We start from the raw sequence: 15,827 nt of genomic DNA on the forward strand, positions 1-15,827 counted from the left end.
TATGCTTGTGTGCTTTTATGTAGTAAAGTATTTTTTAATGTTGATGACTAGTATATTTATTTTGAAAATAAAAATCAACCCTTTTTAAATAAAAAAATTCCTCAGCCAAAAAGGCTAAGGAATTATGAAAACGTTTACTTTACTGTTGTGATGCTAATTGGTCTTTAAGACTTCTTCTTAAAATTTTTCCTGTTGTATTTTTTGGAAGTTCGTCTAAGAAACGAATTTCTTTAGGAACTTTATATTTAGCTAATTTATCTTTTGAGAGTTTCATAAGCTCTTCTTCGGTGACTGAATCATCAGTTGCGACAACAAAAGCAATCACTACTTCTCCTAAGTTGGGATCAGGTACACCAATTACAGCCACTTCACTTATACTGTTATGACTATAAAGAACTTCTTCTACTTCACGTGGATACACATTATATCCACCTACTAGTACTAAATCTTTTTTACGGTCTACAATGTAGAAATAGCCGTCTTCATCCTTACGAGCCATATCCCCTGTATATAGCCAGTCATCTTTAATAGAGGCCGTTGTTTCTTCAGGCATTTTATAATAACCTTTCATCACGTTAGGGCCTTTTACGATTAACTCACCCACTTCATTTGGAGATACTTCGTTACCCAATTCATCAACAACTTTGTTTTCGACATTAAGAATACTAGTACCAATAGAACCGGCTTTCCTTGAGCGATTAAGTGGATTAAAGCAAGTTACTGGTGAAGCCTCTGATAGGCCATAACCCTCTGATACTCGTACATTGAATTGCTCTTCGAATTTTTCTAATAACGCAACAGGCATAGAAGCGCCACCAGAAATACAAAGTCGAATTGATGAAAAGTCTTTCATTTCTTTATTAGGATATTGTAAGAGATAGTTGTACATAGTTGGAACACCAGCAAAGACTGTTGCATTAAAGTCTTTAGTAATCTCGAATACTGCGTCTGGAGAAAACTTAGGCACGATTAATACAGTCGCTCCGTTCACTAACGGTGCATTGAGTGCTACAGTTAAACAGAAAACATGGAACATTGGTAAAGCCGCAATAACACGGTCATTCGCACCAATTTGCAAGTATTCCGCTACATCACTGGCGTTAGAATACAAGTTTTTATGCGTTAACATCGCACCTTTTGGTTTACCTGTTGTTCCTGAAGTATATAAGATAACTGCTGTATCATGGTCGTATAATGTTGGACGGTCAAGCTCTAAACTTCCCGCTTGTACAAGTTTTGCAAATGAAAAAGCTTTTTCACTTAAGCTTGATTGATTAACATCATAAGCTGGCGATGTCTCGCCCACGATATAATGCTCAACATTAGGAATAAGTTTTTCCATCTTCTCGAATTTTTCCATTAACACATCAAGAGTGATCACACCTTTTACATCACCATTGTTAATTATGTAAGCGATTTCATCTGCGGTATAGATTGGATTTATTGGAATAACCGTTAATCCTAAACGCATCGCTCCATACATTCCAATAATAAAGTGTGGTGTGTTCCCTACGATTAACGCGATATGATCTCCTTTTTTATAACCTAAATCCTTCAAACTTGATGCGAACTTCGTAACTTGCCCTTCTAATGTTTGATAGTTCGTTTCTTCCCCATTAAACACGTAGGCCGTTTTCGACAAGTTATCTATCGCCGTTAGTGACAACTGATCACTAAGATTCATATGTAAGCCCCCTCGAAGAAAGTATGAATGAATAATCATTCATTATATTCTGAATTCATTATAAATTAATAACACTCTATCAGCAAGTCATTGGATTTTATTTTTAGTGGCCAATACTGAAAAATTAGTGGCTGATACTCTGATTTAGTGTCCAATTAAATGGATTTACTATCCAATTTTCTAAATTAGTGTCCAATTAAAAAGAAAAATGCCACAGCATATAGCTGCGGCATTCACATTATTAATAAACCAACGATAAAAAGTCTTCTTCTTCTATTTTTCCTAAGTAGTGCTGAATATCTACATCTTTAATAGCTTCTTGAATAGCTGCACGCTCATACTTAATACCTTTTAACACATCTTCAAGCTCTGAAACCTCACCAATTCCAAAGAAATCACCAAAGATAGTTACATTTTCAATAACACCTTTTTTCACATCTAAACGTACATCGTATGACCCAACACCCTCAATACGTTTTGAATGCTGAATGTTAAATTTCGGAGAACGACCATAGTTCCAATCCCATTGTTGATAACGATTCTCTGATATCTCATTAATTTTCTTCCAATCTTCTTCTTTCAGCTCATATCGCGGAACTTCGTTAACATCTTCTACATCAAAAATATATCTTAACAATGTCTTTTTAAACTCGTCCATCGTAATTTTCTCTTCAAGAAATTCAGATATATTAGCTACACGACTACGAATAGACTTAATACCTTTTGAGCGAATCTTTTCAGACTTTACTCTTAAGGATTGTACAACATTTTCAACTTCCGAATCATACATTAATGTCCCGTGACTGAACATACGGCCTTTTTTAGTGAACTGAGCATTACCGGAAATTTTACGTCCATCTGCTGTTAAATCGTTACGTCCAGTAAGCTCGGCATCAACACCAAGCTTTTGCAGTGCGTCAACAACAGGTTGTGTAAACTTTGCAAAGTTGCTAAAGCTATCACCCTCATCTTTAGCTAAAAAGCTGAAGTTCAGGTTACCTAAGTCATGATAGACGGCCCCACCACCTGATAGTCTACGAACCACTTTAATATTATTGGCATCAACGAAATCCGTGTTAATCTCTTCAACAGTGTTTTGGTTACGACCCACAATAATTGATGGACCATTTACATAAAATAAAAGATACTGCTGGTCATCACTAATATTTAAATGATTTAAAACATATTCTTCGATCGCTAGATTAATATAGGGATCTGTTATATTTTCATTATCAATAAAATAAAGCATGCGACTTCCTCCTTATTTCTACTCCTACTTCATTCTATAGAATTGAAAGCGTATTCGCAAATGTTTACGAGTGCCATGTTAAACCTTCATAAGCTAATTTCATTCGCCCTTGATATAACTCTGACGCCTCTTCAAACAATTGCTGGTGTTCACCAAAATGCGGCAAATGTGATAACCACACTTCGTTAACATTAGCTTTAGATGCTAAGCGACCAACTTCTTCACTTGTCATATGGCCTGCTTTCGTACCATTCATCCCTTTATAAAAACTACATTCTGCAATTAATAAATCGGCATTCTCTGAAAATGTGACAAGCTCTTTAAAATAAGAGGTATCTGCTGTATATACAATAACATCATCCCCACACTCAATTCGCATAGCATAACAAGGTTTCGGATGTTTAGTTTTCATAAAAGTGATGTTAAAAGGACCTATCTGTTGAGGATTGATAGCATCATAAGCTCTTGCAACTGTGGCTTGGTGATTTAACTGTTTAAATGCCGTAGGACTATCAGTGGCAGCATAGATTGGAATTTTCACTGAAAGCTGATTCAGCTGTTCCTGAACTAAACATGCATATTGAAACGAACCGACATCTGCTACATGATCATTATGAAAATGAGACAACACAACAGCATCGATATCTTTAATTTCAATATAATTTTGTAATCGAGACAGTGCTCCACTACCAAGATCAACGATTAAATGATAGTTATTTTTCTTTAATAAGAAACATGAGGTGGCCTCACCCTTCTCAGGATAAGCTCCCCAAAATCCAATGACTTTAACTTCCATATAGGTCTAACCTCCTATTTTGTTATAAAACAGATAAAACAGTTAACAAAACTGTATTAATACAGTATAGTATTATTAAAAGGACACGAGGAGGAATCTCATGTTATTATCACCAATTCAGTTCTTTAAAAATTTACCAAAAAAGCGTTGTTCATCTTGTAAAAAAGTGATGGTTGAACAGGCGGATTGCTACACAAACAAGTGTGAGAAATGTTCTACAGTTATTTAAGCTTGCTATAATCATCTGTATTTAAAGCTAAGACTATACAGAAAAAGCACTTAGATTTTAATAAATCTAGGTGCTTTTTTAATTAGTTATGCTCTTTAGATTTAATCTGTTGTACTACAGATTTGGCTTGTTTCATGCAATCCGGCAAACCAACCCCACGATAAGAAGCACCAGCTAAGAAAACGTTTGGCAAATGTTGATTCATTTTATCCTCTAGTACTTTTAATCGATTCATATGCCCAACTGTATATTGCGGCATCGAATTTTCCCAGCGAGAAACTACTTTAAACAATGGTGGCTTATTAATTTCCATAATCGTCTGTAAATCTTTTAAAACTAGGCTTTCTATTTCCTCATCCGATTTTTCAATGACTTCTTCATCTCCAGGTTTACCTACATAAACTCTAATTAGCACATGACCTTCTGGAGTTGTATGTGGCCATTTTTTATGTGTCCATGTACATGCTGTAATTCTATAATTTTCTTTTCTAGATACGACGAAACCTGTACCGTTCGGTAAATTATCAATTGCATCCTGTTCAAATGCTAAAGCTACATTGGCAACAGAGGTACTTTTGATTTGAGAAAAATCATGCATGAAATCATATTGAGAAAAAATCTTTTCCGTCACAGCATGAGGTGTTGTCATGACTAGATAATCGGCTTCAATTGGATCTTCATGATGATCAATATGAACAATATATTGATCATTCTTCTTATCAATGTGTGTAACACGGGAATTTAATAATATCTCTTGCTCTTTAAGTTCTTCTTCTAACTGATTAACTAAGTATTGTAAGCCCTGTTTAAGCGTTAAAAACATTCCTTGATTTTTAGCTGAAGCATTCTCGTCTGTCTTGGACAATTTTCTTAATCCTTTGATTAGACCACCATGCTTCTGTTCTACATCTAAAAAGTTCGGGAATGTGGCTTGTAAACTTAATTGATCGATATTACCCGCATAAATTCCAGAGATGAGTGGATGAATTAAGCGGTCAACGACCTGGTTACCCAATCGACGGCGAAAAAATTGACCAACAGACTGGTCGTCTGATACCTTACTTTGACCTTTGATAACATCTTTTAGAGCCGCTAATTTACCGTTCCAAGTAAATAATGTAGACTTCATAAATGGTTTCCACGCTAAAGGAATCCCCATTTTCGACCCCTTTGGGATTGGGTGAAGTCGATCATGTGACAGAATAAACGCCTGTCCAGTGGCATTCCTGACCAATTCGTCTTCTAAACCTAAGTCTTCAACTAATTCTTTCGCATCTGATTTACGTTCTAAAAATGAATCAGGTCCACGTTCGATCGTAAATCCGTCTTTCTTTAAGGAATCAATTTTTCCACCTAACCGGTCATTTAATTCAATTAGTGTAATATCCATATTCGGTTGTTCTTCTTTTAAATAATAAGCGGCTGTAAGCCCTGTAATGCCCCCGCCGATTATGACTGTTCGCTTACGTTTTTCCATGAACAACGCCTAGCCTTTCATCGTATCTAATACCACTTTAGCTAAAGTTGAAATGAATTTCGGATGACTGTTTGGCATTTCCGGGCGGTAATATGACGCTTGAATGTCATCACAAACATCTTTACATTCTACATCATTATCGAATAAAACTTCTAAGTGATCTGAAACAAAACCAACAGGTGCATAAACAAATGCTTGATAACCTTTTTGTTCAAATAAATCACGTGTCAAATCTTGTACATCAGGACCTAACCAAGGCTCTGGTGTGTTTCCTTCACTTTGCCATCCAATCTCGTATTCGGAAATTCCAGCTTGTTCTGCGATTAAATCTGCTGTTTCTTTAAGCTGATTAGGGTATGGGTCCCCATCTTGAATAATTTTCTCTGGTAAACTATGAGCCGAAACAATAAGACAAGAGTTTTTGCGCTCTTCCTCTGTCATTGAACCGTATACTTTATTAATCTGTTCTACCCAGTAATCAATAAAGCCTGGCTCGTTATACCAATCTACTACTGATGATAGCTCAATACCATGTTTGGCAGCCTCTTCTTGGGCTCTACCGTTATATGACTTGATACTGAACGTTGAATAATGAGGCGCAAGAACAATACTTACCGCTTCTTTAATCCCATCTTTCGCCATTTGTTCAATTGCGTCTTCAATAAATGGATCTATATGTTTTAATCCTAAGTAAAGTTTGAATTGTACTTCATCTTGTTCTTCGTTTAGTTTTGCCTCAAGTGACTCACCTTGCTCTCTTGTAATACGAGCTAAAGGTGAAATCCCACCAATTGCTTCATAACGGCTGCGTAGATCTTCTAATGCTTCTGCTGATGGTTTACGTCCACGTCTAATATGTGTGTAATAGCGTTCTAAGTCTTCTTCTTTATATGGCGTTCCATATGCCATAACGAGTAAGCCTACTTTTTTCTTAGCCATTGTTACGCTTCATCTCCTTTATTTTGCCGTATAATTATGAATAAATGCTGCTAAACGTTTTAGTGTGTCTGGTTGAATTTCTGGGAAAACACCATGGCCAAGGTTAAATACATAACCACCATCTTGTTCCTGGGCTTCATCTAAGATTTCTTTCGTTCGAGCTTCAATGATATCCCAATCAGCTAATAAAATAGCTGGATCTAAGTTTCCTTGTAATGTTTTAGTCACACCCATTTTTCTAGCTTCAAGAATCGATGTACGCCAATCTAATCCTACTGTTGAGACAGGTAGATCATTAAACTCAAGTAACAAGTGATTAGCACCAATTCCAAATAATATAGTAGGCACATTCTCTTCTCTTAATGCTGTAAAAATTCGATTCATAACAGGTTTAATATACGTTCGATAGTCCGGCGCGCTAACTGCTCCTACCCACGAATCAAAAATCTGAATGGCACTTGCTCCAGCTCGAATTTGTGCTTTAGTATATTCAATAACTAAATCACCGAGCTTATCCATTAATGCGAACCATGTCTTTGAATCACCGTACATCATGGCTTTAGTTTTATTGTATTGCTTTGATGGTCCACCTTCAATCATATAGCTTGCTAGTGTAAACGGTGCACCACTAAACCCGATTAATGGAACATCTAGTTTTTCTTTTGTTAAAATTTCAATTGTTTTAAGTACATATGGAAGGTCTTTTTCCGGATCTAATTCACCCAATCGTTCAATGTCTTGAATCGAACGAATTGGATTGTCAATGACCGGCCCAATTCCTTTTTTAATCTCTACGTCTACCCCTACAGGTGGTAATGGTGACATGATATCTTTATAAAGAATTGCTGCGTCTGTATTGTAATTTTGTACTGGTAATTCTGTGACGTATGCACACAGTTCTGGTTGATGAGTAATTTCAAATAGTGAGTATTTTTCTTTTAATTTTCGATATTCAGGTTGAGAGCGTCCAGCTTGTCTCATATACCATAGTGGTGTATAATCCGTTTTTTCGCCGTTATAAGCTCTTAATATTGTATCATTCAACTGTTTCATCATAAATTTCACCTTTCATTCTTCGACCATTTAACCCAATACCACTATATAAGAAAATAGGTCTAGTGTATAGCATTCAACATCAATTGTCATGAATCTGCCCTAAATTAAACATCAAAACGCACGATCGCGATTAGAAGGTGAACCATTTTGTTCATTTAATGGATTGACGGGCACTACAAAATACGATGGGTTATCAAGATAATCCACTTTATGGTCAATATATCTTCCTTTACCGGTTGTTTTTCCAACATATTCTCTCTTACCATTTACCTCTTTGTAAACCTGATAAACAATTCGTTCATCTTCACTGGCTGTCCAGGTGACTTCAATAAAAAGACCATCTAAGAAACCAAATGAAAAATCCGCTTCTAAATCATTAATAGCTGGTAAACGAACAGGTTTTGCTAATTCTTCTACATCGTTAGGCTTTTCAAATTGAGTTGAAAAATTATGTTTTTCATCAAGCTTTTTCAAAATTTGATCTGTAAGCCTTGTGGCCAGCGGGCTGCCCTTCTTCAAATAATGATTCTGATCGCTTTGATCATAACCAATCCAAGTAGCTATCGTATATTCAGGGTTAAAACCAACAAACCAAGCATCTTTATATGCTCCTTTTTGATGAGGGTGCTGAGTGGATCCAGTTTTTCCTGCTAAGGCTTTATTGTATGTGGCAAGGCTAGCAGTACCGCTTGTAACAACAGATTGAAGTATCCGGGTCATATACCATGACGTTTGTTCTGAAAACAGTCGCTTTGGCTGTGGGCGGTCATTTTCCAGGACTTCTCCATCTCGATCTTTTATTTCTATAACTGAATAAGGTTTAATATAAAATCCTTCATCATAAAACGTTCGGAAAGCTGCTGCCATTTGTAAAGGGGTTAGTCCTTCTTTCAAACCTCCCAATGCTACAGACAGTCCCGAATTCTTAATGTCATAACCTATATTAGATAGATAGCTTTTTCCTTTTTTTACGCCAATATCATTTAAAACTTGTACAGCTGTTGTGTTTTTAGATTTTCTCAAGGCATCATAAAGCGTGATTTGCCCTTCATATATATCGTTATGATTTCGCGGTTTATAGTCATTAAAAGCTGTTAATTCGTCATTTAATAATGTATAAGGATTATAATAACTTTCCTCAAGCGCCGGGCCATAAACGACTAATGGTTTTATGGCAGACCCTGGCTGACGTTTGACATTTATGCGATTCAAATCGCCACGTTGATATTGGCGTCCGCCTAAGGCAGCTCTAATTAAACCATTTTCCTGGTCTAAAACAACAACTGCACCTTCGACATTTTCTTTTGACCCTTGAAAATATTCATCTTTCTGTAATTCCTGGTAGATCGTTGCCTGTGCGTTTCGGTCTAATCCCACTTTAATGTCATAACCACCCGTGTATATCTCACTGCGACTCAAGTGGTAAACTTCCTCAATTTCGTCAAGAACTATATCTATATAACTGTGCAACCATGGTCTTTCTTCAGTTTTTCCTGGATTTAACCCAATTGTTTTTCCCTTCGATTGTTTTAGTTTTTTAGCCCCGATTATATCTAAATCATACATTCGCTCTAGTACTAGATTGCGACGCTCTAAAGCGAGTTTCTCATTCTTAAGTGGTGAATAACGATTAGGCGCTTTAGGCATGGCTGCTAGCGTTGCAGCTTCTGATAGATTTAAGTCTTCTACCGATTTTGAGAAAAAGAACTGGGCTGCCGATTCAATCCCATAAATACCATGACCGAAATAAATTTCATTTAAATAGTATTCCAAAATTTCATCCTTTGATTTAACACGTTCTAAGTATATGGCACCCATCACTTCTTTGGTTTTACGCATCCATGATTTTTCGTTCGTTAGTTCAACGTTTTTAACTAACTGCTGAGTAATTGTACTTGCCCCTTCTGCTTTACTCCAGGTAACGATATCTTTGGTTACCGCTCGAGCTACTGACCAAAAATCAACACCGCCATGTCCATAGAAACGATGATCTTCTATAGCGATAAATGCTTGCTTCACATGATCTGGAATTTCATTTATGGGGACATAGGATCGATTTTCATCGTATAGTTTAATAATTTCCTCTCCATCTTCCGTTAATAAAACTGTAGATTCTGAGAACACAAAGTTCTTTTCATCGACAACAAAACGACCCCCAAGTAAAATGGTGATATAACCAAGCACACTTAGGGTAATAAATACTATAAGGCTGTATATAATCCACTTTAATCGTGGACACTTTTCAGTGAATGGCTTTAAGAATTTCATGATGCCACCTCAATTAGGTCTTATGTTTTTGTTCTATAGTTTCTTTAAAACTTACTACATTATATTACATCAAGATATACACAACAAAACATCTACTCTATGAAGGAATGGTGAAATTTAATGACTAAATTTTGGATTACTCATGGTACAACTGACTATTTAAAATCCTTAAGAGACAAAAATGAAAATTTATTAGTAATGGAAGAACTTGATGGTGATGCGATGGCGATGATTGAAGGAGACGAACAACATGTCATCACAGAAGGACGAGAATTTGAAGTCGTCGAAGCGATCGGTGAACTTAAAAAGTATGGCTATATCGTATTAAATAATATTCCAGTCACATCAGAAGGTGGTCCAATTCTTGAGAGTCGCTTTAAGCAACGTTCAGGTAAAATTGAATCAGCTGAGGGCTTCGAAGCATTTCGAATTTTGCGCCCAACAAGCAACCACACTTATGTTATCTTAACTCAATGGAAGCATGTGGATGACTTCATGAATTGGAAAAACTCACAAGACTTCAAGAAAGCACATTCAAACCAGGAAGAAAAACCGGCATACGCAGACGGCCCGGCTTACATTACACAACTGGATGTCCTTGAACCATAAAGTGAAGCGCTCGCAATTTACTGTGAGCGCTCATTTATTCCCGTGAACGCTCATTTATTCCCGTGAGCGCTCATTTATTCTCGTGAACGCTCATTTATCCTTGTGAGCGCTCATTTATTCTCGTGAACGCTCATTTATTTCTGCGAGCGCAACAATTATTCCTGCGAGTGCAACAATTATTCCCGTGAGCGCAACAATTATTCCCGTGAGCGCAACAATTATTCCCGTGAGCGCAACAATTATTCCCGTGAGCGCAACAATTATTCCCGTGAGCGCAACAATTATTCCCGTGAGCGCAACAATTATTCCTGCGAGCGCAACAATTATTCCTGCGAGTGCAACAATTATTCTCGTGAGTGCAACAATTATTCTCGTGAGTGCAACAATTATTCTCGTGAGTGCAACAATTATTCCCGTGAGCGCAACAATTATTCCGACGAGAGCTCATAAAAATACCCTCGCCAGGCGTCTGGCGAGGGTTTCCTTATTAATTCGTTTCCTTCATTAATCCATTTCGGTGAGCATAAACCGCTGCTTGAGTTCGATCTTGAACATCAAGTTTACTCAGGATATTACTGACATGAGTCTTAACCGTTTTAATTCCAATAAACAGCTTCTCACTAATTTCATTATTAGTAAGCCCATTCCCAATGCAAATTAATACTTCTAGTTCACGTTCAGTCAATAATTCGTGAGGCATGCGATCAGGTGTACGAATACGATTCATCATGGCTCCGGCCACCTTGGGTTCAATAACATTTTCACCTTTAGCAGCCTTCTTAATCGCTGTAGAAATCTCTTCGGCAGATGATGTTTTTAACATATAACTAAATGCGCCAGCTTCCAGGGCAGGGAAAACTTTTTCATCATCATAATAGCTTGTTAGAATTATAATTTTTGCATTAGGTAAATCTTTCATGATTTTTTCAGTGGCATCAATTCCTGTACCGTTTTCCATCATTAAATCCATTAAAATAACGTCAGGTGATAAATCTTTAGCAACCTTTGCTCCTTCATTACCACTTGAAGCTTCCCCGACAATATCAATATCATCTTCTGTCAATAAATAAGTGATGATCCCTTTACGAACAACATCATGATCATCAACTACTAACACTCTAATCGGTTCCATTCCCATCACCTCTATTTTGGTATCCGTATATCGATATACGTTCCTTGACCTTCCTGAGACTTAATTCGGAACGTACCTCCTATTTCTTCACAACGTTCTTTCATCGTTTTTAATCCGTATGAGGTTTTATTCTCTAACTGCTCATTGGCTTGAAAACCTACACCATCATCATCTATATGTATGAAAAGTTCCTCGTCACGATTTTTAAGCTCTACCTTTACATTTGATGCACTCGCATGACGTAATATATTAGACAACGCTTCTTGTACCATACGGAAAATATGTTCCTCTTTAGATTGAGATAGCTCGATATCACTGTCTATATCCAGATTAAATTGCAAAGTTGACTTCTTTTTTAGTTCTTCAACTAAACGTCTAATTCCTTCATTTAATGGTTCACCAGATAAATAAATGGGACGTAAGTGTAATAATAATGCACGCATCTCATTCTGTGCTTGAAGAGCCATCTCTGATATTTCAACAATCTGTTCTCTAGCTTTTTCAGGCTTTTTATCAATTAATTTAACCGTGGCTTGAGACATCATCGTTAAAGCAAATAGTTGCTGGCTTACTGCATCGTGTAAATCGCGTGCCAGACGTTGACGCTCCTCCATGGTAGCTGCAATGTGAGCTTGTTGAGCATATTCTGATTTTTCATCAGCTAAACGTTGCAACGTATTCACTTGATCCTTCATTTTTTTAGCTAAATCATTTAACTCTATTGCGAAAGCATCTAGCTCATCATTAGAATCATCTAAAAAAAGCTTGGCACTATATTTACCTTCTTGAAGCATAGATATAAAAATTGAGAAGGCATGTATACGATCTTTTATTGTTTTTGTTTTATTAAATATGACATAAAGACCTATTGGCGTCATTACAACGACAATCATCGTTAATAAAAAGAAAATAGCTTCTAAGCTTAACCATTCAGGTTCTAATACTGAATAAGTAAAAAATGATATTAGCGAAATAATTAAGAGTGAAAAATATATGATATACAATTCGGTTCTCATTAATTGAAACCGAATTCCCTTTAGCTTATTTAACATAACATCTCCCCTAAACTGAGTGAATCTTAATATCTCCAATCTTATAATCTAAGTGAAATTCTATCTTCTTAGTTGCCGTTTCATAATTCTCAGATTCATAAGATATTGATGATCCGAATCCTGATCGCTCTTCATCAAAAATCGTTACTTCACCAAGATTTATATTTGCATAAATTCGATATGCAACATTTTCAGGTAACTTCATTTGTATATCTGCAATATAACCTCTTAATCGAATCTTCGTCTCTTGATTAGGAATATAGCCTTTAGAGAAATCAAAGTTTAAATCACCGATTCCCGTCCAAATATCCATATCTTTGACTTTCCAGTTATCTGCCGAAAAATTAAGATCAGAAATAAGATGTTTTCTTTTATTAATATGATATTTAAATTGGCCATAATGCTTTTTGTCTTTAAAGTCTTTAGCAACATCAGGAGCTAGAGGTTCTTCAGGTTCTGTCCAATCAGCAGCATCATCTTTTGAGTCTGTTTCAATAATTGAATCCCCTTTGTTTACTTCTCCTTCAGAAGAGTCCACATAGATTGATACAGTCTTCTTCCCGGCTAAAATATTAGCCCCAATATAAACTAAAATTAACGGCCACAACTTCCATACATCTATAAAAGTAAATTCAACATAATCAAAATTCCCTGCCCATAAAAGGCCCCCAAATACAACTAAGAATGATCCAAACTTCCAACTTCCTGATTTATGAGGGATGAAGTAGTTCGAAAATGAAATTAGTCCTATAATAACTAAAATAATAGGCCAAGAGTTCCATACAGTATTCGACATTTCCAGGGAAATAATATTCAGGTTTTGTAATATTAGCACGACCCCAAAACCTATAAATATAAAGGCGATGGTCAATTTAGCTATCTTTGAAAATAATTTAGAAAACATTTTACTCACCTACAAATTTATTCTCTATTTTTGAAGATTATCCTTTAAATTTTACAAATGAAAAAATTATTTATCAGAATAACTAATTCTATCATACTACCCTTTTATATAACTTGTAACATTCTCGAGGTTGTTTTTTACTCAGACCACAGACGGAGAGCTTGCAATTTCATTTTAATATCATTAGAAAGATTGGTATACTAATCATAAGTTAATAAGGGGGGATTACAGTATGTGGGAAAAAGTCTATCAAAAGATTGATGAGCTGTACGACAAAATGGTGGAAGATCGTCGTTACTTGCACCAGCACCCTGAGCTCTCGTTTAAAGAAAAAGAAACCTCAAAATATATTCGCCAAAGATATGATGAATTAGGGATTCCATACAAAAGTAATATTGGCGGTTATGGTATAGTCGCTCGAATCGATGGTGGTAAACCTGGTAAGACTGTGGCATTAAGAGCTGATTTCGATGCTTTACCTATTCATGAAGAAAACGATGTACCTTATAAATCAAAAGTTGACGGAGTCATGCATGCGTGTGGACATGATGGGCATACAGCTACATTATTAGGTGTGGCTGAAGCTGTAAATTCATATAAAGATGAGTTAGAAGGTACTATGGTGTTCATTCACCAGCCAGCAGAAGAATATGCTCCAGGTGGAGCTAAACCAATGATTGAAGATGGTGCGTTAGAAGGTGTCGATGCTGTATTCGGCACACATTTATGGGCGAACACTGAATTAAATGTGATTGAAACAACACGTGGTCCTTTTATGGCCGGTACTGATCGTTTTGAAATTGTATTTAAAGGCAAAGGCGGGCATGGCGCTATGCCGCATCAGACAAAAGATCCAGTAGTCATGGCCGGGCAGGCAATCGTTGAATTACAACAATTAGTTAGTCGACGAATCGACCCATTATTACCAGCTGTTTTAACCATAGGTGTTGTTGAAGCTGGTGAAGCGTTTAATGTCATTCCAGATACGGCAACATTAAAAGGAACTGTTCGTTTCTTAGATATACCTGTACAAGATCAAATCATTGAAGAAATGCATAAAGTTCTTAAGGGGATAGCTGTCAGTTATGGTGCTGAGTATGAGTTAGACTATTTCAAGGGCTATCCACCTGTGGTCAATCATGATGAAGAAACAGGTTATTATCTAAATGAGGGAAGTGAAATACCTGGTGTTAAAGAAGCTAGAGAAATCCCTCCTGTTATGGGTGGAGAAGACTTTGCTTATTATTTAGAAGAACGTCCAGGATCCTTCTTCTTTACTGGAGCACAAATTGAAGGGCACGAATACCCACACCATCACCCTAAATTTGATATTGATGAACGTGCTTTACCTACTGCAGCAAAAGCCCTTCTACATGGTTACAAAAAATATCAAGCTAAATAAACAAAAATCTCGCGATATCAACTCGCGAGATTTTTTATTAAGACGTTTGATAAAATCCTGTCCCTAAGACTTCCGATGAATCCATAACAATTACGAATGCATCAGGATCAGCTTCCTTAATAGTGCGCTTCAACTTACCAATCTCAGTCTGGTTAACTACGCACATTAAAACTGGCCGATCTTGTTCTGTAAAGCCCCCTTGAGCTGAAATGCGGGTCACGCCACGATCAACTTTTTCATATATAGCCTGCTGAACTTCACGATGCATGCCTGATACAATAAGTGTTGCTTTTGATCTACTGAAACCGGTCTGTACAAAGTCAATCGACTTACTTGTCATAAATAAACCGATTAATGCAAATAAACCTAATTCAACATCAAACACCAGAATAGCTGTTAAAACGATAACTCCATCGATAATAGCTAAACTTGCACCAAGTGATAAATTAGAATATTTATAAATCATCTGTGCGATTAGTGATGTTCCCCCGGTTGAAGCATCCCCAAGGTATACAATTCCTAATCCGACCCCAACACCGATACCTCCAAATACTGAAGCTAATATAATTTCTCCAGATATCGGTTCCATGTTCCTCGTTATAAATACAAAGAACGGTAAAATAAGTGAGCCAGCCACCGAACGAAAAGCTGAAGCTCTACCTAGTAAATAAAAAGCACATAATAAAACTGGAATGTTAATTCCCCAAATAACATACGCAGGTTCTAATCCAAATAAAGCTTGAGTGATTGTACTGATCCCGCTTACGCCACCTGCTGCAATATAATTAGGAAGTAAAAATCCATTATAAGAAAATGCTACAATGGCTGACCCTACGACGATATATAAAAGCTGTTGCCATACAGGGACTCGTCCATTATGTCTTGTTACCATCTTGTTTTCCCTCTCTCTGTCAAAACTACCGTGATGATTTTAACACTAGTCCTATAGTTTGTGAATAACAGCGGATAAACGCTTTAACGTATTAACTTGATCAATTGAAGGAGTTTGTTGTTGATTCTACGAATAGCT

The 15,827-nt window shown here is 36.6% G+C and carries 14 protein-coding genes; 3 read left to right on the forward strand and 11 right to left on the reverse strand.

Features of this window, described 5'->3' with window-relative positions:
- Positions 1 to 139: 139 nt before the first annotated feature.
- The 3 genes from E3U55_RS07125 to E3U55_RS07135 all read right to left on the reverse strand — a co-directional run bounded on the left by E3U55_RS07125 (position 140) and on the right by E3U55_RS07135 (position 3,729).
- Entirely contained in the window at positions 140 to 1,684 is a 1,545-nt protein-coding gene (locus E3U55_RS07125; RefSeq protein WP_134339745.1) for a fatty acid--CoA ligase family protein, read from the reverse strand.
- 241 nt (positions 1,685 to 1,925) lie between these two features.
- Complete coding sequence (locus E3U55_RS07130) at positions 1,926 to 2,933, reverse strand: lipoate--protein ligase (RefSeq protein WP_134339746.1); 1,008 nt, start codon at positions 2,931 to 2,933, stop codon at positions 1,926 to 1,928.
- Positions 2,934 to 2,997: 64 nt separating this feature from the next.
- Positions 2,998 to 3,729: an MBL fold metallo-hydrolase gene (locus E3U55_RS07135; protein WP_134339747.1), complete on the reverse strand. Its 732-nt coding sequence runs from the start codon at positions 3,727 to 3,729 to the stop codon at positions 2,998 to 3,000.
- Between the two features lie 100 nt (positions 3,730 to 3,829).
- Between E3U55_RS07135 and yhfH the strand changes: the two genes are divergently transcribed.
- The gene (gene yhfH, locus E3U55_RS07140) at positions 3,830 to 3,958 is read left to right on the forward strand and encodes a protein YhfH (protein WP_134339748.1); all 129 of its coding nucleotides are present in this window, start codon (positions 3,830 to 3,832) and stop codon (positions 3,956 to 3,958) included.
- Positions 3,959 to 4,040: 82 nt separating this feature from the next.
- On the opposite strand, the gene hemY is transcribed toward yhfH, so the two are convergent.
- The 4 genes from hemY to E3U55_RS07160 all read right to left on the reverse strand — a co-directional run bounded on the left by hemY (position 4,041) and on the right by E3U55_RS07160 (position 9,698).
- Positions 4,041 to 5,435 carry a protoporphyrinogen oxidase gene (gene hemY, locus E3U55_RS07145; protein ID WP_134339749.1) on the reverse strand — a complete coding sequence of 465 codons (1,395 nt, stop codon included), beginning with the start codon at positions 5,433 to 5,435 and terminating at the stop codon, positions 4,041 to 4,043.
- A gap of 9 nt (positions 5,436 to 5,444) precedes the next feature.
- Complete coding sequence (hemH, locus tag E3U55_RS07150) at positions 5,445 to 6,374, reverse strand: ferrochelatase (protein WP_134339750.1); 930 nt, start codon at positions 6,372 to 6,374, stop codon at positions 5,445 to 5,447.
- Positions 6,375 to 6,392: 18 nt separating this feature from the next.
- Positions 6,393 to 7,430: a uroporphyrinogen decarboxylase gene (gene hemE / locus E3U55_RS07155; protein ID WP_134339751.1), complete on the reverse strand. Its 1,038-nt coding sequence runs from the start codon at positions 7,428 to 7,430 to the stop codon at positions 6,393 to 6,395.
- A 111-nt stretch (positions 7,431 to 7,541) separates the two neighbouring features.
- Positions 7,542 to 9,698, reverse strand: coding sequence for a transglycosylase domain-containing protein (locus tag E3U55_RS07160; protein ID WP_134339752.1), 2,157 nt, complete (start codon positions 9,696 to 9,698; stop codon positions 7,542 to 7,544).
- A 120-nt stretch (positions 9,699 to 9,818) separates the two neighbouring features.
- On the opposite strand from E3U55_RS07160, the gene E3U55_RS07165 reads away from it, so the two are divergent.
- Positions 9,819 to 10,307: an antibiotic biosynthesis monooxygenase family protein gene (locus E3U55_RS07165; protein WP_134339753.1), complete on the forward strand. Its 489-nt coding sequence runs from the start codon at positions 9,819 to 9,821 to the stop codon at positions 10,305 to 10,307.
- A 487-nt stretch (positions 10,308 to 10,794) separates the two neighbouring features.
- On the opposite strand, the gene E3U55_RS07170 is transcribed toward E3U55_RS07165, so the two are convergent.
- The 3 genes from E3U55_RS07170 to liaF are packed head-to-tail and all read right to left on the reverse strand — an operon-like array spanning position 10,795 to position 13,395.
- Positions 10,795 to 11,439, reverse strand: coding sequence for a response regulator (locus E3U55_RS07170; RefSeq protein WP_134339754.1), 645 nt, complete (start codon positions 11,437 to 11,439; stop codon positions 10,795 to 10,797).
- 11 nt (positions 11,440 to 11,450) lie between these two features.
- Complete coding sequence (locus E3U55_RS07175; protein ID WP_134339755.1) at positions 11,451 to 12,491, reverse strand: sensor histidine kinase; 1,041 nt, start codon at positions 12,489 to 12,491, stop codon at positions 11,451 to 11,453.
- Between the two features lie 10 nt (positions 12,492 to 12,501).
- Positions 12,502 to 13,395 carry a cell wall-active antibiotics response protein LiaF gene (gene liaF / locus E3U55_RS07180; RefSeq protein ID WP_134339756.1) on the reverse strand — a complete coding sequence of 298 codons (894 nt, stop codon included), beginning with the start codon at positions 13,393 to 13,395 and terminating at the stop codon, positions 12,502 to 12,504.
- 232 nt (positions 13,396 to 13,627) lie between these two features.
- Between liaF and E3U55_RS07185 the strand changes: the two genes are divergently transcribed.
- The gene (locus E3U55_RS07185) at positions 13,628 to 14,797 is read left to right on the forward strand and encodes a M20 metallopeptidase family protein (protein ID WP_134339757.1); all 1,170 of its coding nucleotides are present in this window, start codon (positions 13,628 to 13,630) and stop codon (positions 14,795 to 14,797) included.
- 37 nt (positions 14,798 to 14,834) lie between these two features.
- On the opposite strand, the gene E3U55_RS07190 is transcribed toward E3U55_RS07185, so the two are convergent.
- A complete protein-coding gene (locus tag E3U55_RS07190; RefSeq protein WP_134339758.1) occupies positions 14,835 to 15,689 on the reverse strand; it encodes a YitT family protein in 855 nt (284 codons plus the stop codon).
- Positions 15,690 to 15,827 lie beyond the last annotated feature (138 nt).

The organism is Filobacillus milosensis, from assembly GCF_004402015.1.
GTDB lineage: Bacteria > Bacillota > Bacilli > Bacillales > Alkalibacillaceae > Filobacillus > Filobacillus milosensis.

Bases quoted from the DNA above. Each gene is read 5' to 3' on its own strand.
- E3U55_RS07160 (WP_134339752.1), bottom strand. From the start codon at position 9,698: ATGAAATTCTTAAAGCCATTCACTGAAAAGTGTCCACGATTAAAGTGG.
- hemY (WP_134339749.1), bottom strand. From the start codon at position 5,435: ATGGAAAAACGTAAGCGAACAGTCATAATCGGCGGGGGCATTACAGGG.
- E3U55_RS07170 (WP_134339754.1), bottom strand. From the start codon at position 11,439: ATGGAACCGATTAGAGTGTTAGTAGTTGATGATCATGATGTTGTTCGT.
- E3U55_RS07165 (WP_134339753.1), top strand. From the start codon at position 9,819: ATGACTAAATTTTGGATTACTCATGGTACAACTGACTATTTAAAATCC.
- hemE (WP_134339751.1), bottom strand. From the start codon at position 7,430: ATGATGAAACAGTTGAATGATACAATATTAAGAGCTTATAACGGCGAA.
- E3U55_RS07190 (WP_134339758.1), bottom strand. From the start codon at position 15,689: ATGGTAACAAGACATAATGGACGAGTCCCTGTATGGCAACAGCTTTTA.
- E3U55_RS07175 (WP_134339755.1), bottom strand. From the start codon at position 12,491: ATGTTAAATAAGCTAAAGGGAATTCGGTTTCAATTAATGAGAACCGAA.
- E3U55_RS07185 (WP_134339757.1), top strand. From the start codon at position 13,628: ATGTGGGAAAAAGTCTATCAAAAGATTGATGAGCTGTACGACAAAATG.
- hemH (WP_134339750.1), bottom strand. From the start codon at position 6,374: ATGGCTAAGAAAAAAGTAGGCTTACTCGTTATGGCATATGGAACGCCA.
- E3U55_RS07130 (WP_134339746.1), bottom strand. From the start codon at position 2,933: ATGCTTTATTTTATTGATAATGAAAATATAACAGATCCCTATATTAAT.
- yhfH (WP_134339748.1), top strand. From the start codon at position 3,830: ATGTTATTATCACCAATTCAGTTCTTTAAAAATTTACCAAAAAAGCGT.
- E3U55_RS07135 (WP_134339747.1), bottom strand. From the start codon at position 3,729: ATGGAAGTTAAAGTCATTGGATTTTGGGGAGCTTATCCTGAGAAGGGT.
- liaF (WP_134339756.1), bottom strand. From the start codon at position 13,395: ATGTTTTCTAAATTATTTTCAAAGATAGCTAAATTGACCATCGCCTTT.
- E3U55_RS07125 (WP_134339745.1), bottom strand. From the start codon at position 1,684: ATGAATCTTAGTGATCAGTTGTCACTAACGGCGATAGATAACTTGTCG.